Raw genomic sequence first — 19,422 nt, forward strand, 5'->3', positions numbered from 1 at the left:
ACGGGCCGCAAACGAAACAGGGCGCGAGGCGCCCTGTCGATGGCAAAGCACATTGTAGCTTGGGGCGGGGCCCGGCGATTCAATGCCGGCACACCGCCCCTGCCGGACTCAGCCGCGGCCGCGGCGGCCCACCGGAATGGCGCCATCGCCGAGGAACTTGGCCGGGTTCACCACCACCCCGTCCTTCCACACCTCGAAATGCACGTGGGCACCGGTGGATCGGCCGGTGGAGCCGGCCTTGGCCACTTCCTGGCCGACCCGCACCAGGTCGCCGACCTTCACCGACAGCCGCGAATTGTGCGCGTAGCGGGTGACATAGCCATTGCCGTGATCGACCTCGACCACGTTGCCGTAGCCGCCGCGCACGCCGGAGTAGCTCACCACGCCGTCGGCCACCGCCAGCACCGGGTCGCCGACGTTGGCGTGGAAGTCGATGCCCTTGTGGTTGCCGGTGCCGCGGCCGAACGGATCGGCGCGGCCGCCGAAGGCCGAGGTGATGTAGCTGTTGCGGATCGGCATCCGCGAAGGCACCGCGTTCTGGTCCAGCTGATGGTCGAACAGCAGCGATTCCAGCACCGACAGCTGCTGGCCGGAGGTGGCGAACTGCTGCTGCAGCCCGTCCAGCTCCTTGCCCAGCTGCTGCGCCGGCATGTCGTGGCTGGGCTCGTCGTCGCCGCCACCGACGCCGACCGGCTGGTCGAAGTCGAACTCGCCGTCCTGCAGCTTGCCCATGCGGGTCAGGCGCTCGCCGAGCGCATTGAGCCGGGTCGCCTGCGCCTGCAGTTCGCCCAGCCGCGCGGCCAGGGCGTTGACCTGGGTCTGCGCGTCGCGGCGCACCTGCGCCAGCTCCTGGTCCTGCCGCTCGAGCTTGGCGCGCAGTTGCGCCGAACCACCCCACCCGGCCGCAGCGCTGACGCCGATGCCGAGTACCATGCCGAGGCCGAGCACGGTACCGAGCGCGGCGAGGGGGCGGCGATCGGCGAATTCGCGCAATCGCCACGGCAACGTCTTGACCCCCTTTTCACTGGAACGGATTACGATCTTCTTGAACGTCATATGAGTTTTCATGTCTAAGCGAAAGTCCGGCGAAGGCCATACCGCCACGCCGCAGCCGGCACTGGACGCCGCACTGGCGGACAAGGCGGGCGACCCGTTGCGCCGCGCCCTGTGGCTCGACGCGCTGGACCGGCAGTTACGCCCCCATCTGCCGCCGAACCTGGCCTCCCGTTGCCGGTTGGCCAATGTGCACGGCGAACAGCTCGTTTTTCTCGTTGAGTCTCCGGTCTGGCACGCCCGGGTCAGGCTGGCCGAGGCCGACATCCTTGCTGCGGCCCGTTCCCTCGGGCTGAAAGCCACCAAAGTGACCGTCAAGACGGCGACTGCGCCCGCGCATTCCCCAATGCAGCAGGCAAGAAGCACGCCAGCTCCGGTTTCCGCGGCCACGCACAAGGGCTTGCGCGAGGCCCTGGCTTCCCTGCAGGACGTCGTCTCCGCGACGCCCGATGCGACCACGGGCTCCGACCGTGGCCGTCGACGTACGTAGACAGACACGCCGCGACCGACGCATCCTAGCGGGCGCCCGGCGTCAGGTCGTTACCGATTCGTTAAATCGACGTTAAGGGGAAAAGAAGAACCGGCCGATTGCCGATTCCGTGATACCCACCCGGCCGTCGGCCGGGCTTAACAGGTTCAGGCGTAAGCCGCGGCCCCGTAGACCACCGGCGCCTGCTGCGCGGCGGATTCGAAGCTGACCCACTCCCACGCCGCCTGTTCGGCGAGCAAGGCGCGCACCAGCTTGTTGTTCAGCGCATGACCGGACTTGTAGCCCTCGTAGGCGCCCAGGATCGGGCCGCCGGCCAGGTACAGGTCGCCGATCGCATCGAGGATCTTGTGGCGCACGAACTCGTCGGCGTAGCGCAGGCCGTCGTCGTTGAGCACGCGGAACTCGTCGAGCACGATGGCGTTGTCCATCGAACCGCCCAGGCCGAGATTGCGCTCGCGCATGTACTCCAGGTCGCGCATGAAGCCAAAGGTGCGCGCGCGGGAGATTTCCTTGATGTAGGCCATCGTCGAGAACTCGATTTCCTGGCGCGACTGCTTGGCCGGGATCATCGGGTGATCGAACTGGATGGTGAAGCCGAGCTTGTAGCCGCCGTCGTAGGGCACGAAACGGGCGATCTTGTCGCCGTCGCGTACTTCCACCTCGCGCTTGATGCGGATGAAGCGCTTGGCCTTTCCCTGCTCGACGATGCCCGCCGACTGCAGCAGGAACACGAACGGACCTGCCGAGCCGTCCATGATCGGCAACTCGGCCGAGGACAGTTCGACGATGGCGTTGTCCACGCCGAGGCCGGCCATCGCCGACATCAGGTGCTCCACCGTCTGGATCTTGGCCTGGCCGCGGCTCAGGCCGGTGCACAGCGTGGTCTCGGTGACCAGCTCGGCATCGGCAGGCACGTCCACCGCCGGATCCAGGTCCACGCGTCGGAACACGATGCCGTGGTCGGCCGGTGCGGGGCGCAGGGTCATGTAGACCTTGTCGCCGCTGTGCAGGCCCACGCCGGTGGCGCGGATCGTGTTCTTGAGGGTGCGTTGCTGGGTCATGGCAGACAGTCTGGGAACGTCTGTTCGCACGGGAACTGAACAGACAACGAGAATATCACGCGTTTAGCCAAATTTTAACAAAGCGGTCACAGCATCCCATGGTTGCAACGCTGGCCCGTGCCGGCGTCGCGGTCGCAAAAACCTGCCGGGTCGCGAGGACCCGGCAGCAAGGGACACGGCGCGCCGGCCAGGGAGGCGCTCCCGGACGGCGGTATTGCGGGCCGGCGCGGACGCCGGCCGATGACGCAGACCTCAGTCGGCCTGGCGGCGCAGAAACGCCGGGATGTCCAGGTAGTCGCTCGGCAGATCGGCCGCGGCCGGCGCCGGTGCGGACGGCGCCGCGCTCATGCCGTCGCCGCTCGGACGACGCAGGCCCAGGCCCATCGCACCGCCGACCGCCTTGGACACGGCGTCGCCGCCATGCTCGAAGTCGCCGAACTCCGGCTGGCCGGTGGTGGCGTTGCGCACCAGCTTGATCGGCGCGCGCTGTTCCGGGCGCTGCGACTGGCGCGACACCGCACGGTTCAGGCCGGTGGCGACCACGGTCACGCGCACTTCGTCCTGCATGTCCGGATCCAGCACGGTGCCGACCACCACGGTGGCGTCCTCGGAGGAGAAGCCTTCGATGGTGCGGCCGATCTCGTCGAACTCGGCCATGGTGAAGTCCGGGCCGGCGGTGATGTTGACCAGGATGCCGTTGGCGCCGGCCAGGTTGACGTCGTCCAGCAGCGGGTTCTGGATCGCCGCTTCGGCGGCGGCCTGCGCGCGGTCGTCGCCGCGGGCCGAGCCGGTGCCCATCATCGCCAGGCCCATTTCCGACATCACGGTGCGCACGTCGGCGAAGTCGACGTTGATCAGGCCCGGACGCACGATCAGGTCGGCAATGCCCTGCACCGCGCCCTGCAGCACGTCGTTGGCGGCGCGGAACGCCTGGATCATGGTGGCGTTGCGGCCGAGCACGGTGATCAGTTTTTCATTCGGAATGGTGATCAGCGAGTCGCAGTGCTGGCTCAGTTCCTCGATGCCCTTCAGCGCCACCTGCATGCGGCGGCGGCCTTCGAACGGGAACGGCTTGGTGACCACGGCCACGGTCAGGATGCCCATTTCCTTGGCCAGCTGCGCCACCACCGGCGCGGCGCCGGTGCCGGTGCCGCCGCCCATGCCGGCGGTGATGAACACCATGTCCGCGCCCTGCAGCGCGTCCATGATGCGCTCGCGGTCTTCCAGCGCGGCCTGGCGGCCGACTTCCGGGTTCGCGCCCGCGCCCAGGCCCTTGGTGACGTTGGTGCCGAGCTGCAGCTGCAGCTTGGCGCCGCAGTTCTTGATCGCCTGCGAGTCGGTGTTGGCGGTGATGAATTCCACGCCGTCCACGCTGCTGCTGACCATGTGCGCGACCGCGTTGCCGCCACCGCCGCCCACGCCAACGACCTTGATCACTGCATTGGGTGCCATCTTTTCAATCAGTTCGAAATGCGCCATGTCCGTTTCCTCTTTGAGCTGTGAATGGGGAATCGGGAATGGGGAATCGGATCGCTCCGTCCGCCTGCCCGACACCCGCATTTCAGCGAGTGTTGTTGTTTGGAAGCTGGGAATGGGGAATCGGGAGTGGGGAATCGCAACAGCGCGTCTCCAGCCCGGGACCTTTTCCTCAGCGGAATTGCAAAAAAACCACGCCTACCTACCTTCTCTCACCGCTCTCCACCGATCTCACCACAGCACTGCCTTTGCTTTTGCTCTTACCCATTCCCAATTCCCGATTCACCATTCCCGGCTCTCAAAACTCGCCGCGATACCAGTTCTTCAATTTCTTGAACAAGCTGCCGGCGCGGCCGGTCGGCAGCGACGGGCGGCGCGGGTGTTCGATCTGGCTGCCCATCAGCAGCAGGCCCACGCCGGTGGCGTGGACCGGGTTGCCGACGACTTCGCCCAGGCCGGTGACGTGCTGGGGAATGCCCACGCGCACCGGCATCTGCACCATTTCCTCGGCCAGTTCGACCACGCCTTCCATCTTCGAGGCGCCGCCGGTGAGCACCATGCCGGCGCGCACCAGTTCCTCGAAGCCGGAGCGGCGCAGTTCGGCCTGCACCATCTCGAAGATTTCCTCGTAGCGGCCCTGCACCGCCTGCGCCAGCGAATGGCGCGGCATGCGCCGCGGCGGGCGGTCGCCGACGCTGGGCACCTGGATGCTTTCTTCCGCGGTGGCCAGCTGCGCCAGCGCGCAGGCGTAGCGCACCTTGATCTGCTCGGCTTCCGGGGTCGGCGTGCGCAGCATGTGCGCGATGTCGTTGGTGACATGGTCGCCGGCGATCGGCAGCGAGGCGGTGTGGCAGATCGCGCCCTGCACGAACACCGCCAGATCGGTGGTGCCGGCGCCCATGTCCACCAGCACCACGCCCAGCTCGCGCTCGTCGGCGGTCAGCACCGCCACCGAGGACGCCAGCGAGGACAGGATCAGGTCGTCCACCTGCAGGCCGCAGCGCTGCACGCACTTGCTGATGTTGGCCGCGGCCGACTGCGCGCACACCACCAGGTGCGCGTGCACCTCCAGGCGCACGCCGGTCATGCCGACCGGGTTGCGGATGCCTTCCTGCGAATCGTCCAGCACATACTCGCGCGGGATCGCGTGGAGGATGCGCTGGTCGGCCGGGATCGCCACCGCCTTGGCCGCTTCCAGCACGCGATCCAGATCGTTCCAGGTCACCTCGCCGTCGCGGATCGGGACGATGCCCGGCGAGTTCTTGCACTGCACGTGGTTGCCGGAGATCGATGCGTACACCGAGCGGATCTCGCAGCCGGCCATCAGCTCGGCTTCCTCGATCGCGCGCTGGATCGACTGCACGGTGGATTCGATGTCCACGACCACGCCGCGCTTGAGGCCGCGCGACTCATGCGAACCGATGCCGATCACCTCGATCGGATTGCCGGGCGAGTATTCGCCGACCAGCGCGACGACCTTGGAGGTGCCGATGTCCAGTCCAACGATGAGGGATTTGTCGCCTTTGCGGTTCATGTCTTGGAGCCGGGAATAGAGAATCGGGAATGGGGAAGGGAGAAGAGCGGGCTCTCGCGACGGGACGGAGGGTCGGCAAGTGCCGCATGGCGTGTGGGCTGTGCCGGCGCCGCGGGCTTCTTCTCCTTGCCCGGCTCCTTGCTCGGCTCTTTGCTCTCGGGCACCCATGCCACCGTGAATCCGTTGGTGTAGCGCAGGTCGGCGCGCGCCAGCGGCGGCTGGCCCGGCTGCAGCAGTTGCGGCAGCACGCGGGCGAAGCGCTCCAGGCGGGCGCGTGCGTCGTCGCGGCCGACCACCACCTGCACGCCATTGCCCAGCGCCAGCGACCAGCTGCCGCGGGCGTCCAGGGCCACGCCCTGCACCGGCAAACCGACCGGCGCGAACAGCGCGCGCGAGGCGTTGTACAGCGCGACCACGTCGGCGGCCTTGGCGTCGGGGCCGGCCAGGTGCGGCAGGGCCACGTCGCGCAGTTCGTTGGGCAGGGCGAAGATGCGGCCCTGCTCGGACAGCATGCGGTCTTCGCCCCAGCGCGCGAACGGACGGTGCTCGACGACGCGCACTTCCAGCACGTCCGGCCAGCGCTTGCGCACGCGCGCACTCTCCACCCACGGCAGGCGCTCGATCGCGTCCTGCGCATCCTGCAGGTGCACCGCGAAGAAGCCGCGGCGCGCATACGGCAGCACCACCTGACGCAACTGCTCGGCGGACACGCGCTTGAAGTCGCCGCTGACCTGCAGCCGGCTCAGCGGCCAACGCTCGGCGCCGACCCAGCCATTGAGCACGGCCACGATCGGCAGCGCGACCAGGGCCAGCGCCAGCAGCCAGGCGAGGATGCGCAGGGAGGCGTTCATGGGCGCGCTCCGCGCGCGGGATTGGGGATCGGGAATTGGGGATTGGCGCAACGCGCGCAGCAGGACGCCACGACAGCGCGAAGCGCACGCCGTGCGAATCCCCAATCCCGAATCCCCAATCCCGGCTTCACAGCGTCTGCTCCAGGATGCGCCAGCACAGGCCGGCGAAATCCACGCCCAGTTGCGCTGCGGCCTTGGGCACCAGCGAGTGGCTGGTCATGCCCGGGGCGGTGTTGACCTCGATCAGCTGCAGGCCGCGCACGCGGTCGCGCATCACGTCGACGCGGCCCCAGCCGCTGCAGCCGGCAGCGGCGAACGCCTGCAGGGCAAGCTGGCGGATCTGGACCTCGTCCTCGCCATCCATGCCCGGGCACAGGTACTGGGTGTCCTCGGCGATGTACTTGGCGTGGTAGTCGTACCAGTCGCCGGCGGGGACGATGCGGATCGACGGCAGCGCGATGTCGCCGAGGATGCCGACGGTGTATTCCTCGCCCTGCACCATCTGCTCCATCAGCAGTTCGCCGTGGTAGTCGGCGGCGAAGGCGCGCACCGGCGCCAGGTCTGCCTCGGCCAGCACGCGGAACACGCCGACGCTGGAGCCTTCGCAGGCCGGCTTGACGAACAGCGGGTAGCCCAGCGCGGCAGCCGCCGCGGCCAGGTCGGCCTTGGCGTCGATGCGGGCGAACCCCGGGGTCGGCAGGCCGGCGGCGATCCACACCTGCTTGGTGCGGATCTTGTCCAGGGTCAACGCGCTGCCGAGCACGTCCGGGCCGGTGAACGGCACCTGCAGCGCGCGCAACAGGCCCTGCAGCACGCCGTTCTCGCCGTCGCCGCCATGCAGGATGTTGAACACGCGATCCACCGCGCCGGCGCGGATGCGCTCCAGCAACGCCGGGATGCCGTCCACCGGCTGCGCGTCGACGCCGCGGCTGCGCAGCGCCTCGAGCACATTGGCGCCGGAGTTCAGCGACACTTCGCGCTCGCTGGACGTGCCGCCGAGCAGCACGGCGACGCGGCCGAACGCGGCCGGGTCGGTGACGCGCGGCGGCGGCAGGGGCTGCGCGCTCATGCGTCCGCTCCCACGGCGAAGCCGTGCTGGGCGATGTGCTGGGCGACGTAGCCGATGTCGCCCGCCCCCATCATCAGCAGCAGGTCACCGTCCTGCAGCACGTCCGGCAGCACGCTGCCGAGTTCGCCGACCTGGCCGACCACGACCGGCTCGCTGCGGCCGCGCGCACGGATCGCGCGCGCCAGCGAACGCGCGTCGGCCCCCGGGATCGGCGCCTCGCCGGCCGGGTAGACCTCGCTGAGCACCAGCGCGTCCACCTCCGACAGCACCGCGGCGAAGGCGTCGAACTGGTCGCGGGTGCGGCTGTAGCGATGCGGCTGGAATGCGACCACCAGCCGCTTGTCCGGCCAGCCGCCACGGGCGGCGGCGAACACCGCGGCCAGCTCGCGCGGATGATGGCCGTAGTCGTCGACCACGCGCACGCGCACGCCGCCAGCGGTGGTCACTTCGCCCAGGTCGTTGAAGCGACGGCCGATGCCGGCGAAGCCCTGCAGCGCACTGGCGATCGCCTCCGGCGCCACGCCCAGCTGCCAGCCGATGGCGGCGGCGGCCAGGGCGTTGAGCACGTTGTGGCGGCCCGGCAGCGCCAGGGTCACCGGGATGCTGCTGCCTTCCGGCAGACGCAGGGTGAAGCGCATGCGCGGACCGTCCTGGACCACGTTCTCGGCACGCACGTCGGCGTTCTCGCTGAGGCCGTAGCTCATCACGTGGCGCGGCGTCTTCGCCGCCAGCGCGGCCACTTCCGGATCGTCGATGCACAGCACGGCCAGCCCGTAGAACGGCAGGCGCTGCAGGAACTCGGCGAACGCGGCCTGGACGCGGGCGAAGTCGTTGCCGTAGTTCTCCAGGTGGTCGGCATCGATGTTGGTGATGACCGAGATCAGCGGGTTCAGGCGCAGGAAGCTGCCGTCGCTCTCGTCGGCCTCGGCCACCAGCCACTGGCCGCCGCCGAGCTTGGCGTTGGCGCCGGCGGCGAGCAACTGGCCGCCGATCACGAAGGTCGGGTCCAGCCCGCCTTCGCTGAGCACCGCCGCGGCCAGGCTGGTGGTGGTGGTCTTGCCGTGAGTGCCGGCCACCGCAATACCGCGACGGAAGCGCATCAGCTCGGCCAGCATCGCCGCACGCGGCATGATCGGAATGCGCTGGCTGCGCGCTTCCATCAGTTCCGGGTTGTCCTCGCGGATCGCGCTGGACACCACCACGCAGTCGGTGCCGAGCACGTTGGCGGCCGAATGTCCGCGCATCACCCGTGCGCCGAGCTTGACCAGGCGCCGGGTCGCCGCGTTGTCGGCGTTGTCCGAGCCGGAAACCTCATAACCCAGGGTCAGCATGACCTCGGCAATGCCGCTCATGCCGGTACCGCCGATGCCGACGAAGTGCACGCGCGGGAACGCGCGGACCAGGTCGCCGGTGTCGTGGAGACGGCGGATCATTGTTGGCCTCCTGCGGAGGCGGGATTCGGGAATCGGGATTCGGGATTCGGGAAAAGCGAAGCGCTGGCGGCGATCCGCGCCTGCCGCGTGTTCGTGTCTGCGTGTGTCACTGCGTGATTCTGCCCTTGATTGTGCTTGTACCCATTCCCCATTCCCGGTTCTCCATTCCCGGCTTCTTCCATCACGATGTCCGCGATGCGCTCGGCGGCGTCGGGCTTGGCCAGTTGGCGTGCGGCCTCGGCCATGGCCAGGCGCTGTGCGGGCTGTGCCAGCAGGTCGCGCAGCACGCGCTGCAGGTGCTCGGCCAGGGCGTCGTCCTGCTTCAGCAGCACGGCGGCGCCGCGCTCGACCAGGTATTCGGCGTTGCGGGTCTGGTGGTCGTCGACGGCGGCGGCGAACGGCACCAGCACGCTGCCGATGCCGACCGCGCACAGTTCGGCCAGGGTCGAGGCGCCGGCGCGACACACCACCAGGTCGGCCCAGGCGTAGGCGGCGGCCATGTCGCCAATGAAGGCTTCGACGCTGGCGGCGACGCCGGCGTCGGCGTAGGCACGCGCGGCTTCCTCGCGCAGCGCTTCGCCGCACTGGTGGCGCACGTCGACCGCCACGCCGAGCGCGGCCAGCGCCTGCGGCAGCGCCTGGTTGAGCGCGCGCGCGCCCTGGCTGCCGCCCAGCACCAGCAGCCGCGGCGCGCCGCCGCGCGCGGCCAGGCGCTGCGCCGGCGGCGCCAGTGCGGCGATCTCGGCGCGCACCGGGTTGCCTACCGCTTCCTCACGCGTGGCGAAGCTGCCGGGGAAGCCGGTCAGCACGCGCCGCGCGACGCGCGCCAGCACCTTGTTGGTCAGGCCCGGCGCGCGGTTCTGTTCGTGCACCAGCAGCGGCAGCTTGAGCAGCCGCGCGGCCAGACCGCCTGGGCCGGCAGCGAAGCCGCCGAAGCTGATCACCGCGCGCGGCGCGCGCCGGCGCAGCACGAAGCCGGCGGCGCGCACCGCGCGCAGCACCCGCACCGGCGCGCCGAACAGCGCCAGTGCGCCCTTGCCGCGCAGTCCACCGATCTCGATCGTGTCCAGCTCGATGCCGTGCTCCGGCACCAGCCGCGTTTCCATGCGCCCGGCCGCGCCCAGCCACACCACCGGCACGCCGCGCGCGCGCAGCACCTTGGCCACGGCCAGCGCGGGGAAGATGTGTCCGCCGGTGCCGCCGGCGAGGATCATCACCGGACGACTGCCCTGCACCGTGCTCATCCCAGCCTCCCGAACGTGGGTTCGACGCGCGGCTGCATGCGGCTGGTGCCGCGCCCCGGGGCGCCGCCCTGGATCGCCGCGGCGACCGCGCTGGCGCTGGCCTCGCGCGCGGCGTGCAGGTCCTCGGCGTTGTCCACGGTCTGCTTGACCGGCATCGCCGCGTCGCTGCGCACCAGCGCCACCTGGCGCTCGGCGCGGTTGAGTTCGTAGGACACGCGCAGCAGCAGGCCCATCGCCACGCAGGTCATCAGCACGCTGGAACCGCCGGCGGAGATCAGCGGCAGGGTCAGGCCCTTGGTCGGCAGGATGCCCAGGTTCACGCCGACCGAGACGAAGCTCTGCAGGCTGATCCACAGGCCGATGCCGAAGGCGATGTAGCCGGAGAAATGGCGCTTCATCTCCACGCAGCGCATGCCCAGCCAGAACGCGCGGCCGACCAGCAGCGCGTACAGCGAGATGATCAGGCACACGCCGACGAAGCCCAGTTCCTCGGCGATGACCGAGAAGATGAAGTCGGTGTGCGCTTCCGGCAGGTAGTTGAGCTTCTGCACCGAGCCGCCCAGGCCGACCCCGAACAGTTCGCCGCGACCCACCGCCATCAGCGCGTTGGACAGCTGGTAGCCGGAGCCGAGCTGATCGGCCCACGGATCCAGGAACGAGGTGATGCGGCGCAGGCGGTAGGGCTCGAGGATCGCGATGAAGGCGAACACCGGCAGGCCGATCACGATCGGCATCGACATGCGCGGCAGGTTCACCCCGCCCAGCACCAGCATGCCGGCGGTGATCGCCAGCAGCAGCGTGGAGGAACCGAAGTCCGGCTGCAGCAGCAGCAGGCCGACCAGCGCCACCGCCACGCCCAGCGGCTTGAGCATCGCCGGCCAGGTCGCGTTGACCTCGTCGCGGAAGCGCACCAGGTAGCTGGACAGCCACACGATGTACAGCACCTTCACCGCTTCCACGGTCTGGAAGCGCGAGATGCCCAGGTTGATCCAGCGCCGCGCGCCGTTGACGGTGCTGCCGAGACCGGGCACGAACACCACCAGCAGCAGGCCGAAGCAGGCCAGCAGCAGCAACTGGTTGTACTGCTCGATGTTCTTCAGCTCCGTGCGCATCGCCCAGATCGCCAGGCCGACACCGCCGGCCAGGAACAGCAGGTGGCGGCTGAGGTAGTAGAACGGGCTGGTGGTCAGCTCGATCGAGCTGGAGCCGACCATCACCACGCCCAGCGACGCCAGCGCCACCGCGGCGCCGAGCAGCCACGGGTCGTAGCGGCCACCGATGGCCTCCAGGCGGGTCGCTTGGCGGGCAGCGTCGTTCATCAGCGCACCTTCAACGTGGCCAGGCCGACCAGCACCAGCACCACCGAAATGATCCAGAAGCGCACGATCACCCGCGGCTCCGGCCAGCCCTTCAGCTCGAAGTGGTGGTGGATCGGCGCCATGCGGAACACGCGCTTGCCGGTGAGCTTGAACGAGGCGACCTGGATCATCACCGATAGGGTCTCGATGACGAACACGCCGCCCATGATCACCAGCACCAGTTCCTGGCGCACGATCACCGCGATGGTGCCCAGCACCGCGCCCAGCGCCAGCGCGCCGATGTCGCCCATGAACACCATCGCCGGGTAGGTGTTGAACCACAGGAAGCCCAGGCCCGCGCCGGCGATCGCCGCGCAGATGATGATCAGTTCGCCGGCGCCGGGGATGGTCGGGATCTTCAGGTAGGCGGAGAACACCGCGTTGCCCGAGGCATAGGCGAACACGCCCAGCGCGCAGGCCACCAGCACGGTCGGCATGATCGCCAGGCCGTCCAGGCCGTCGGTCAGGTTGACCGCATTGGAGAAGCCGACGATCCAGAAGTAGGCGATGGCGACGAAGCTGATCCCGGCCAGCGGCAGCGCGATCGACTTGAACATCGGGATGTAGAAGGTGATCGCCGCCGGCACGTCGGCGGTGTAGTACAGGAACAGGCCGGCAGCCAGACCGAAGATCGACTGCAGCAGGTACTTCCAGCGCGACTTCAGCCCGTTCGGGTCGCGGCGCACGATCTTGATCCAGTCGTCGTACCAGCCGATCACGCCGAACGCCAGCATCACCGCCAGCACCAGCCACACGTAGCGGTTGCGCAGGTCGCCCCACAGCAGCACCGACAGCAGCACGGTGAGCAGGATCAGCGAGCCGCCCATGGTCGGGGTGCCGGCCTTGGAGAAGTGGGTCTGCGGGCCGTCCTGGCGGATCGGCTGGCCGCCCTTGAACTGCGCCAGCTTGCGGATCACCGCCGGGCCCAGCCACAGCGACAGGAACAGCGAGGTCAGCGCCGCGAGGATGCCGCGGAAGGTCAGATAGCCGAACAGCCCGAACATGCTTTCGAGCTGCTGCAGCCAGCGGGCGAGTTCAAGCAGCATGCGGCGCCTCCTGTGCCTGGTTCAGCAGCGCACGCACCACGGTGTCCATGGCGCTGCCGCGCGAGCCCTTGACGAGGAGCGTGGCCGCGGCCGGCTGGAGCGCGCCATGGGACGGCGCGCCGGTGGTCTCATGCATCTGCTTCACTTCCTGCTCTTGATCCTGCGTTTGTCGCGTGCCGGCCACGGCCGCCAGATCACGCTGCAGCGCCTCGATCAGCGCCGCGTGGCTGTCGAACACCCGGCCGTTCTCGCCGAAGGCCTGCGCGGCGTGGGCACTGAGCGGGCCCAGCGCGTACAGCCGGGTCAGCCCGGCGTCGCGCGCGCGGCGGCCGCCGCTGGCGTGCAGCGCTTCGGCGCCGGCGCCGAGTTCGCGCATGTCGCCCAGCACCAGCCAGCGCTCGCCGCCGGCTGCGGCCAGCGCGTCGATCGCCGCGGCCAGCGAGCCGGGGTTGGCGTTGTAGCTATCGTCGATCAGCACCGCGCCGTTGGGCAGCGTGTGGGTGATCTGCCGACCGGGGACCGGCTGCACCTGCGCCAGGCCGCCGGCGATGCGTGCCGGCGCCACGCCCAGCGCCAGCGCCAGCGCGGCGGCGGCCAGGGCGTTCTGCAGGTTGTGCCGGCCCGGCAGCGGCAGCGTCGCCTCGACATCGCCACGCGGGGTGGTCAGCACGAACTGGGTACGGTCGGCGGCCATGCGCACCTGCGCGGCACCGATCTCGGCACCCGGCTGCAGGCCGAAGCGCAGCACCTGCGGCCGCGCCTCGCCCGTCGGCAGGCGCTGCTCGAACCACAGGCCGAAGGCATCGTCGGCATTGATCACCGCAGTGCCGTCGGCCGGCAGCGCGGTGTAGATGGCGCCCTTGGTCTGCGCCACGCCGAGCAGGCTGCCCATGCGCTCCAGGTGCGCGGCGGCGATGTTGTTGACCAGCGACACCTGCGGCGGCGCGATGTCGGTGAGATAGGCGATGTCGCCCGGCTTGCCGGCGCCCATTTCGTAGATGGCGTAGTCGGCGTCGTCCGGCGCCTCGATCACCGCCAGCGGCAGGCCGATCTCGTTGTTGCGGTTGCCGGGATTGGCGTAGACGCTGCCGCCGTCGATGCGGCAGGCGTGCTGCAGGATCGCCAGCAGCAGTGCCTTGACGCTGGTCTTGCCGTTGCTGCCGGTGATCGCGGCCACGCGGGTGGCGCGGCCGCGCTGCATGCCGGCGGCGATGCGCGCCAACGCCAGTTCGGTGTCGGCGGCAACGATCTGCGGCAGTTCGATCTGCGGCTGCACGCGCTCCACCAGCAAGGCGCTGGCGCCGCGCGCGGCGGCATCGGCAACGAAGGCGTGGCCGTCGAAACGCTCGCCACGCAGCGCCACGTACAGGCTGCCGGCGGCCAGGCTGCGGGTGTCGTGGCTGATCGCGTCGATCGCCACGTCGTCGCCATGCAGCTCGGCGCCGGCCCAGTGCGCGATCATCGACAACGGCAGGCGCTTCATCGGGCCGCCTCCGCCGCATGCGCGCGCAGGGCCTGCGCGGCGACCTCGGTATCGTCGAACGGATGGCGCACGCCGGCGATCTCCTGGTAGGGCTCGTGGCCCTTGCCGGCGATCAGCACAATGTCGTCGGCGCCGGCGGCGGCGACCGCCGTGGCGATCGCCTGCGCGCGGTCGCGCTGCACCTGCACCGTCTGCATGCCGTCGAAGCCGGCCAGGATGTCGGCGACGATGGCATCGCCGTCCTCGCCACGCGGGTTGTCGTCGGTGACCACCACGCGCTCGGCCAGGCGCTGCGCGATCGCCGCCATCTGCGGACGCTTGCCGGTGTCGCGCTCGCCGCCGCAGCCGAACACGCAGGTGATGCGGCCCTGCGCGTGCGCGCGCAGGCTCTGCAGCGCCTGCTCCAGCGCGTCGGGGGTGTGCGCGTAGTCGACCACCACCAGCGGCTGCGCGCCGTCGCCGCCAAGGCGGTTCATGCGCCCGCGGATCGGCTGCAGTTGCGCCAGGGTGGCGGCGATGCGCACCGGCGCCACGTCCAGCGCATGCAGCGCGCCAGCCACGGCCAGCAGGTTGTCGACGTTGAAACGGCCCAGCAACGGCGACTGCAGCGGATGCCGCTCCTCGCCGATCACCAGGGTGAAGCCGATGCCGCGCGCGTCCAGGCGCAGCGCCTCGGCGCGCACCTCGGCGCCGTCCTGGCCGCGCGAACTAACCGCGATGCGGCGCAGCGCCGGATCCAGCGTGGCCAGCAACTCGCGGCCGAACGCATCGTCCAGGTTGATCACCGCCGACTTCAGCCCCGGCGTGGCGAACAGACGCGCCTTGGCCGCGCCGTAGCCGGCCATGTCGCCGTGGTAGTCGAGATGATCGCGGGTGAGATTGGTGAACACCGCCACGTCGAAATGCACCGCGTCCACGCGGCCCTGGTCGAGCGCGTGCGAGCTGACTTCCATCGCCACCGCCTGCGCGCCGGCGTCGCGCAGCTGCGCCAGCAGCGCGTGCAGCGGCAGCACCAGCGGCGTGGTGAAGCCGGTCGGCTGCACCTGCCCGTACAGGCCGGCGCCGAGCGTGCCGATGCTGCCGCTGCGCGTGCCCAGCAGGTGCCAGGCCTGCGCCAGCAACTGCACGGTGGAGGTCTTGCCGTTGGTGCCGGTGACCCCGACCATGGTCATGGTCTGCGACGGATGGCCGTGGAACTGGTCGGCCATCGCGCCCATACGCGCACGCAGGCCCGGCACCGCGATCGCGTCGGCCGGCGCCGGCAGCTCGGCCGGGGCCGGCGGGTCGTACAGCACGGCGACGGCGCCGTTGGCGCGCGCCTGCTCGACGAAGCCCAGGCCGTGCGCGCCGAACCCGGCGATCGCCACGAAGGCGTCGCCCGGGCGCACTGCGCGGCTGTCCATGACCAGCCCGGACACCTGCACATCGTGCGGCAGCGCCACGCCCGGCAGCAGTTGCGACAGCGACATGGCGCGGGTCACTGGCGGGTCTCCTGCAGCGGTGCCGGCAACGCGGCCGGGGCCGGCGGCGCCACGGCGCGCGCGCTGGGCAGTGCGGCGTCGACCTCGGCGGCGGCGTCAGGCACGGTGGCCGGATCCGGCTCCACCGGTGCCGGCGGCGGCGCATGGCCGCTCTTGCCGGCGGCCTGTGCGGCCAGCCACGACTGGATGTCGTCCGGCGGCACGTCCATCAGGCGCAGCGCGCCTTCCATTACGTTGTGGAACACCGGCGCCGACACCAGGCCGCCATAATACTTGGCGCCCTGCGGGTCGTTGATGACGATGACCGTGGCAAAGCGCGGGTTGCTCGCCGGCACCAGTCCCGCGAACAGCGCGTTGTAGTGGCCGCGCTCGTAGCCGCCGGGGCCGGCCTTGCGCGCGGTGCCGGTCTTGCCGGCCACGTGGTAGCCCAGGATCGCCGCGCCCTTGGCGCCGCCCTGGGTCACCACGGTCTCCATCATCGCCACCACTTCCTTGGCGATCGCCGGGTCCAGCACCTGCTTGCTGTCCTCGTGCTGGCCCTTGACGAAGGTCGGAGTGACCAGGCGGCCGCCGTTGCCCAGCGCGCAATAGGCACGGGCGATCTGCAGCGGCGTCACCGACAGGCCGTAGCCGTAGGACATGGTGGTCTTGGACGAACCGCTCCAGCGCGCCGGCGACGGGAACACGCCGGCCGATTCGCCGGGGAAGCCGCTGTGCGGGGAGCTGCCGTAGCCGTAGCTGTGGACCTGGTCGTAGAAGGTCTGGTCCGGCAGCTTGGCCGCGATCTTCGCCGCGCCGATGTTGGAACTGCGGGTGATCACCCCGGTCACGGTCAGCACGCCGTTGTTGCGCGGCACGTCCTTGATCGTGAAGCGGCCCACGGACATGTAGCCGGGGTTGGTGTCGATCAGCGTGTCCTTGGTCACCACCCCGGCCTTGAGCGCGGTGGAGATGGTCAGCGGCTTCATCGTCGAGCCCGGCTCGACCAGGTCGGTGACCGCGCGGTTGCGGCGCACGTCCGGGTTGACCCCGTTGACCGCATTGGGGTTGTAGGTCGGCAGGTTGACCATGGCCAGGATCTCGCCGGTGGCCACGTCCATGATCACGATCGAGCCGCCGGCGGCCTTGTTCTCGACCAGCGCGTTGCGCAGTTCCTTGTAGGCCAGGAACTGGATGCGGCGGTCGATGCTCAGGGTCAGGTCCTTGCCCGGCTGCGCCGGCTTGACCAGGTCGATGCTCTCGACGATCGCACCCTTGCGGTCGCGGATCACCCGCTTGGCGCCCGGCTTGCCGCGCAGCCAGGAATCGAACGCCAGCTCCAGCCCTTCCTGACCGCGGTCGTCGATGTTGGTGAAGCCCAGCACGTGCGCCATCGCTTCGCCCTGCGGGTAGAAGCGGCGGAATTCGCGCTGCGAGAACACGCCGGGAATGCCCAGCGCGACCACCGCATGCGCCTTGTCCGGATTGATCCGGCGCTTGAGGTACATGAACTCCTTGTCCGCCTTCTGCGACAGCTTGGCGGTCAGTTCGTCGACCGGCAGCTCCAGCGCCTGCGCCAACTGCGGGATGCGGTCCGGGCTGCGCAGCAGTTCCTGCGGGTTGACCCAGATCGATTCCACCGGCGTGGACACCGCCAGCGGCTCGCCGTTGCGGTCGGTGATCATGCCGCGCGAGGTGGCGATCGGCAGTTCGCGCAGGTAGCGCGCCTCGCCCTGGCGCTGGTAGAAGTCGCTGTTGATCAACTGCACGTAGGCCGCGCGTCCGATCAGCGTCACCGAGCACAGGCCCAGCGCCGCGCCGACCAGCGCCAGGCGGCCGCGCAGGTTGAAGTTGCTGCGGGGGCGGTTGCGGCCGGTCTTGTTCACGGGCGCACCACCACGATGTCGCCGGTCTCGGGGAACTTCATCCCCAGCCGCTCGCGCGCGACCTGGTCGACGCGATTGCTCTCGGCCCAGGTCGCCTGCTCCAGCTGCAGCCGGCCGAACTCGATGTTCAGCTCGTCGCGGTTGTGCTCCAGCCGCGACAGCTCCACGAACAACTGGCGATGGCGATGGCGCATGTACACCACCCCGATCGCCGAGGCGATGGTGCAGGCGAGCAGCACGAGCAGCAGCAGCCGGCTCATGTTGCGTCTCCTTGCGGAGACGCCGGGATTGGGGATTCGGGATTGGGGATTGGGGAGGAGCGCTGCTCGAATCCCGAATCCCGAATCCCCAATCCCAGCTTCTCAGCCACTCGCAGCACCGCGCTGCGCGCGCGCGGGTTCGCCGCCAGTTCGTCGGCGTCGGCCTTGATCGCGCCGCCGTGCAGGCGCAGGGTCGGCACGAAGGTCGTGGCCTCGGGCAGGCGGCGGTTGCTCGGCGGGGCCTTGGCATGGCGCTGCATGAACTGCTTGACGATGCGATCTTCCAGCGAGTGGAAGCTGATCACCGCCAGACGGCCGCCGGGCTTGAGCCGGGCCAGCGCCGCGTCCAGGCCGGTTTCCAGATCGGCCAGCTCGCGGTTGATGTGGATGCGGATGGCCTGGAAGCTGCGCGTGGCCGGGTGGGTCTTGCTGTCGCCGCGCGGCATCACGCTGGCGATCAGGTCGGCCAGTTCGGCGGTGCGGGTCAGCGGCTGCTTCTCGCGGCGGGCGACGATGGCGCGGGCGATGCGCCGGCTTTGCCGCTCTTCGCCGTAGGTCCACAGCACGTCGGCGATCTCGCGCTCGTCGGCGCGCGCCAGCCACTGCGCCGCGCTCTCGCCGGCGTCCGGGTCCATGCGCATGTCCAGCGGGCCGTCCTTGCCGAAGGAGAAGCCGCGCGCGGCCACGTCCAGCTGCGGCGAAGACACGCCCAGGTCGAACAGCACCCCGTCCAGGGCGACCGCGGCGTCCCAGTGGCCCAGTTCGGCGAAGCTGCCGCGATAGATGGACACGCGCGCGTCGGCGCCGAACGCATGTTCGGCTTCGGCGATCGCCTCGGGGTCCTTGTCCATCACCAGCAGCCGGCCTCCTGGGCCGAGTTTGTGCAGCACCCCGCGCGCGTGTCCGCCACGCCCGAACGTGCCATCCAGATAGATTCCGTTTTCGATCACCTGCAGCCCGTCCAGGACCTGCGCGAACAACACCGGCACATGCGCCACCGATGGTTGCGACACCGGGAGGTGACCGGCCTGCGCCTGTCCGCGCATCCGGACACCCCGACTCACAACTTCAGATCGAGCAATCCATCGCCCAGATCCTCGTCAGACAACGTCTGCTGGATCAGTGCGCGATGAGCCTGCTCGCTCCACAGTTCGAACTTGTCGCCCATGCCCAACAGCACGGCGCGCTTTTCAATGCCCACCGCGGCGCGATGGCTCGGCGGAATGGTGATGCGGGCGTTGGCATCCAGCTCCAGCGCGGCCGACGAACCCACCAGCTTCTGCTGCAGGACCCGCACCACGCGCTGGGTGTTGGGCTTGGCCATGACGTCGTCACGGACCCGCTCCCACTCCTTCTCCGCATACAGCCACAGGCAGCCGGCCTCGAACGGGTTGTAGGTCAGCACCAGCCGATTGCCGCTCACGCGCGCGACGAGGTCGCGGTACGCGGTGGGAACCGCCATACGCCCCTTGTCGTCCACAGTGATTGCGGTCTCGCCCTGAAACACGACGCCTGCACCTTTCCGAATCCGCCTGGGCGGTCATTGAACCACGAAAAACCACAAAAAACCCGGTTTCCCCTCAAGTGCCCACCTTAGCAGCGCGCAACGGGTTGTCAACAACTTTGCGAGCGGTAAATCGCTAGCGGGATCAATGGTTTGCAACGATCTTTAGAGACTTGTTCAAGGCTTATCCACAAGTTACTGTTTCGTCTCAAAT

General features: G+C 69.6%; 16 protein-coding genes and 1 pseudogene. 1 reads left to right on the forward strand and 16 read right to left on the reverse strand.

The features are described 5' to 3' along the window. Positions 1-108: 108 nt before the first annotated feature. Positions 109-1,056, reverse strand: a complete 948-nt coding sequence (locus NUG21_RS17025) for a M23 family metallopeptidase (RefSeq protein WP_160948096.1) — start codon at positions 1,054-1,056, stop codon at positions 109-111. A 10-nt stretch (positions 1,057-1,066) separates the two neighbouring features. Between NUG21_RS17025 and NUG21_RS17030 the strand changes: the two genes are divergently transcribed. Continuing rightward, positions 1,067-1,543 carry a DciA family protein gene (locus tag NUG21_RS17030; RefSeq protein WP_019796420.1) on the forward strand — a complete coding sequence of 159 codons (477 nt, stop codon included), beginning with the start codon at positions 1,067-1,069 and terminating at the stop codon, positions 1,541-1,543. Between the two features lie 146 nt (positions 1,544-1,689). Here NUG21_RS17030 and lpxC read toward each other — a convergent pair whose 3' ends face one another. The 15 genes and pseudogenes from lpxC to NUG21_RS17105 form a co-directional block, all read right to left on the reverse strand. Next, entirely contained in the window at positions 1,690-2,604 is a 915-nt protein-coding gene (lpxC, locus tag NUG21_RS17035) for a UDP-3-O-acyl-N-acetylglucosamine deacetylase (RefSeq protein WP_019796421.1), read from the reverse strand. 252 nt (positions 2,605-2,856) lie between these two features. After that, positions 2,857-4,083 carry a cell division protein FtsZ gene (gene ftsZ, locus NUG21_RS17040; protein WP_263391480.1) on the reverse strand — a complete coding sequence of 409 codons (1,227 nt, stop codon included), beginning with the start codon at positions 4,081-4,083 and terminating at the stop codon, positions 2,857-2,859. 295 nt (positions 4,084-4,378) lie between these two features. Further along, complete coding sequence (gene ftsA / locus NUG21_RS17045) at positions 4,379-5,614, reverse strand: cell division protein FtsA (protein WP_010340121.1); 1,236 nt, start codon at positions 5,612-5,614, stop codon at positions 4,379-4,381. A 173-nt stretch (positions 5,615-5,787) separates the two neighbouring features. Further along, positions 5,788-6,465 (reverse strand): annotated as a pseudogene (locus NUG21_RS17050) (cell division protein FtsQ/DivIB); the annotation flags it as partial. Between the two features lie 127 nt (positions 6,466-6,592). Then, on the reverse strand, positions 6,593-7,534 hold the full coding sequence (locus NUG21_RS17055; protein WP_263391482.1) for a D-alanine--D-alanine ligase: 942 nt from the start codon (positions 7,532-7,534) through the stop codon (positions 6,593-6,595). Next, positions 7,531-8,967 (reverse strand): UDP-N-acetylmuramate--L-alanine ligase, encoded by a 1,437-nt coding sequence (murC, locus tag NUG21_RS17060; RefSeq protein ID WP_263391483.1) that lies wholly within the window; start codon positions 8,965-8,967, stop codon positions 7,531-7,533. Before murC ends, NUG21_RS17055 begins: the two co-directional genes overlap by 4 nt. Next, positions 8,964-10,211 carry an undecaprenyldiphospho-muramoylpentapeptide beta-N-acetylglucosaminyltransferase gene (gene murG / locus NUG21_RS17065; protein ID WP_263391484.1) on the reverse strand — a complete coding sequence of 416 codons (1,248 nt, stop codon included), beginning with the start codon at positions 10,209-10,211 and terminating at the stop codon, positions 8,964-8,966. Before murG ends, murC begins: the two co-directional genes overlap by 4 nt. After that, positions 10,208-11,530 (reverse strand): putative lipid II flippase FtsW, encoded by a 1,323-nt coding sequence (ftsW, locus tag NUG21_RS17070; protein WP_048490518.1) that lies wholly within the window; start codon positions 11,528-11,530, stop codon positions 10,208-10,210. The genes murG and ftsW overlap by 4 nt, the downstream gene beginning before the upstream one ends. Then, positions 11,530-12,615, reverse strand: a complete 1,086-nt coding sequence (gene mraY, locus NUG21_RS17075; RefSeq protein WP_010344435.1) for a phospho-N-acetylmuramoyl-pentapeptide-transferase — start codon at positions 12,613-12,615, stop codon at positions 11,530-11,532. Before mraY ends, ftsW begins: the two co-directional genes overlap by 1 nt. Further along, positions 12,605-14,098 (reverse strand): UDP-N-acetylmuramoyl-tripeptide--D-alanyl-D-alanine ligase, encoded by a 1,494-nt coding sequence (gene murF, locus NUG21_RS17080; protein ID WP_263391485.1) that lies wholly within the window; start codon positions 14,096-14,098, stop codon positions 12,605-12,607. The genes mraY and murF overlap by 11 nt, the downstream gene beginning before the upstream one ends. Next, the gene (locus tag NUG21_RS17085) at positions 14,095-15,579 is read right to left on the reverse strand and encodes a UDP-N-acetylmuramoyl-L-alanyl-D-glutamate--2,6-diaminopimelate ligase (protein WP_263391486.1); all 1,485 of its coding nucleotides are present in this window, start codon (positions 15,577-15,579) and stop codon (positions 14,095-14,097) included. Before NUG21_RS17085 ends, murF begins: the two co-directional genes overlap by 4 nt. Continuing rightward, positions 15,576-17,444 carry a peptidoglycan D,D-transpeptidase FtsI family protein gene (locus NUG21_RS17090; protein WP_263391487.1) on the reverse strand — a complete coding sequence of 623 codons (1,869 nt, stop codon included), beginning with the start codon at positions 17,442-17,444 and terminating at the stop codon, positions 15,576-15,578. The genes NUG21_RS17085 and NUG21_RS17090 overlap by 4 nt, the downstream gene beginning before the upstream one ends. Next, positions 17,441-17,704, reverse strand: a complete 264-nt coding sequence (gene ftsL / locus NUG21_RS17095; RefSeq protein ID WP_010344441.1) for a cell division protein FtsL — start codon at positions 17,702-17,704, stop codon at positions 17,441-17,443. The genes NUG21_RS17090 and ftsL overlap by 4 nt, the downstream gene beginning before the upstream one ends. After that, the gene (gene rsmH, locus NUG21_RS17100) at positions 17,701-18,750 is read right to left on the reverse strand and encodes a 16S rRNA (cytosine(1402)-N(4))-methyltransferase RsmH (protein ID WP_263393110.1); all 1,050 of its coding nucleotides are present in this window, start codon (positions 18,748-18,750) and stop codon (positions 17,701-17,703) included. The genes ftsL and rsmH overlap by 4 nt, the downstream gene beginning before the upstream one ends. A gap of 14 nt (positions 18,751-18,764) precedes the next feature. Continuing rightward, on the reverse strand, positions 18,765-19,166 hold the full coding sequence (locus NUG21_RS17105; RefSeq protein ID WP_010344444.1) for a division/cell wall cluster transcriptional repressor MraZ: 402 nt from the start codon (positions 19,164-19,166) through the stop codon (positions 18,765-18,767). Positions 19,167-19,422: the final 256 nt, after the last annotated feature.

Origin of the sequence: Xanthomonas sp. CFBP 8445 (assembly GCF_025666235.1) — a bacterium.
In the GTDB taxonomy this organism is placed as follows: domain Bacteria; phylum Pseudomonadota; class Gammaproteobacteria; order Xanthomonadales; family Xanthomonadaceae; genus Xanthomonas_A; species Xanthomonas_A indica.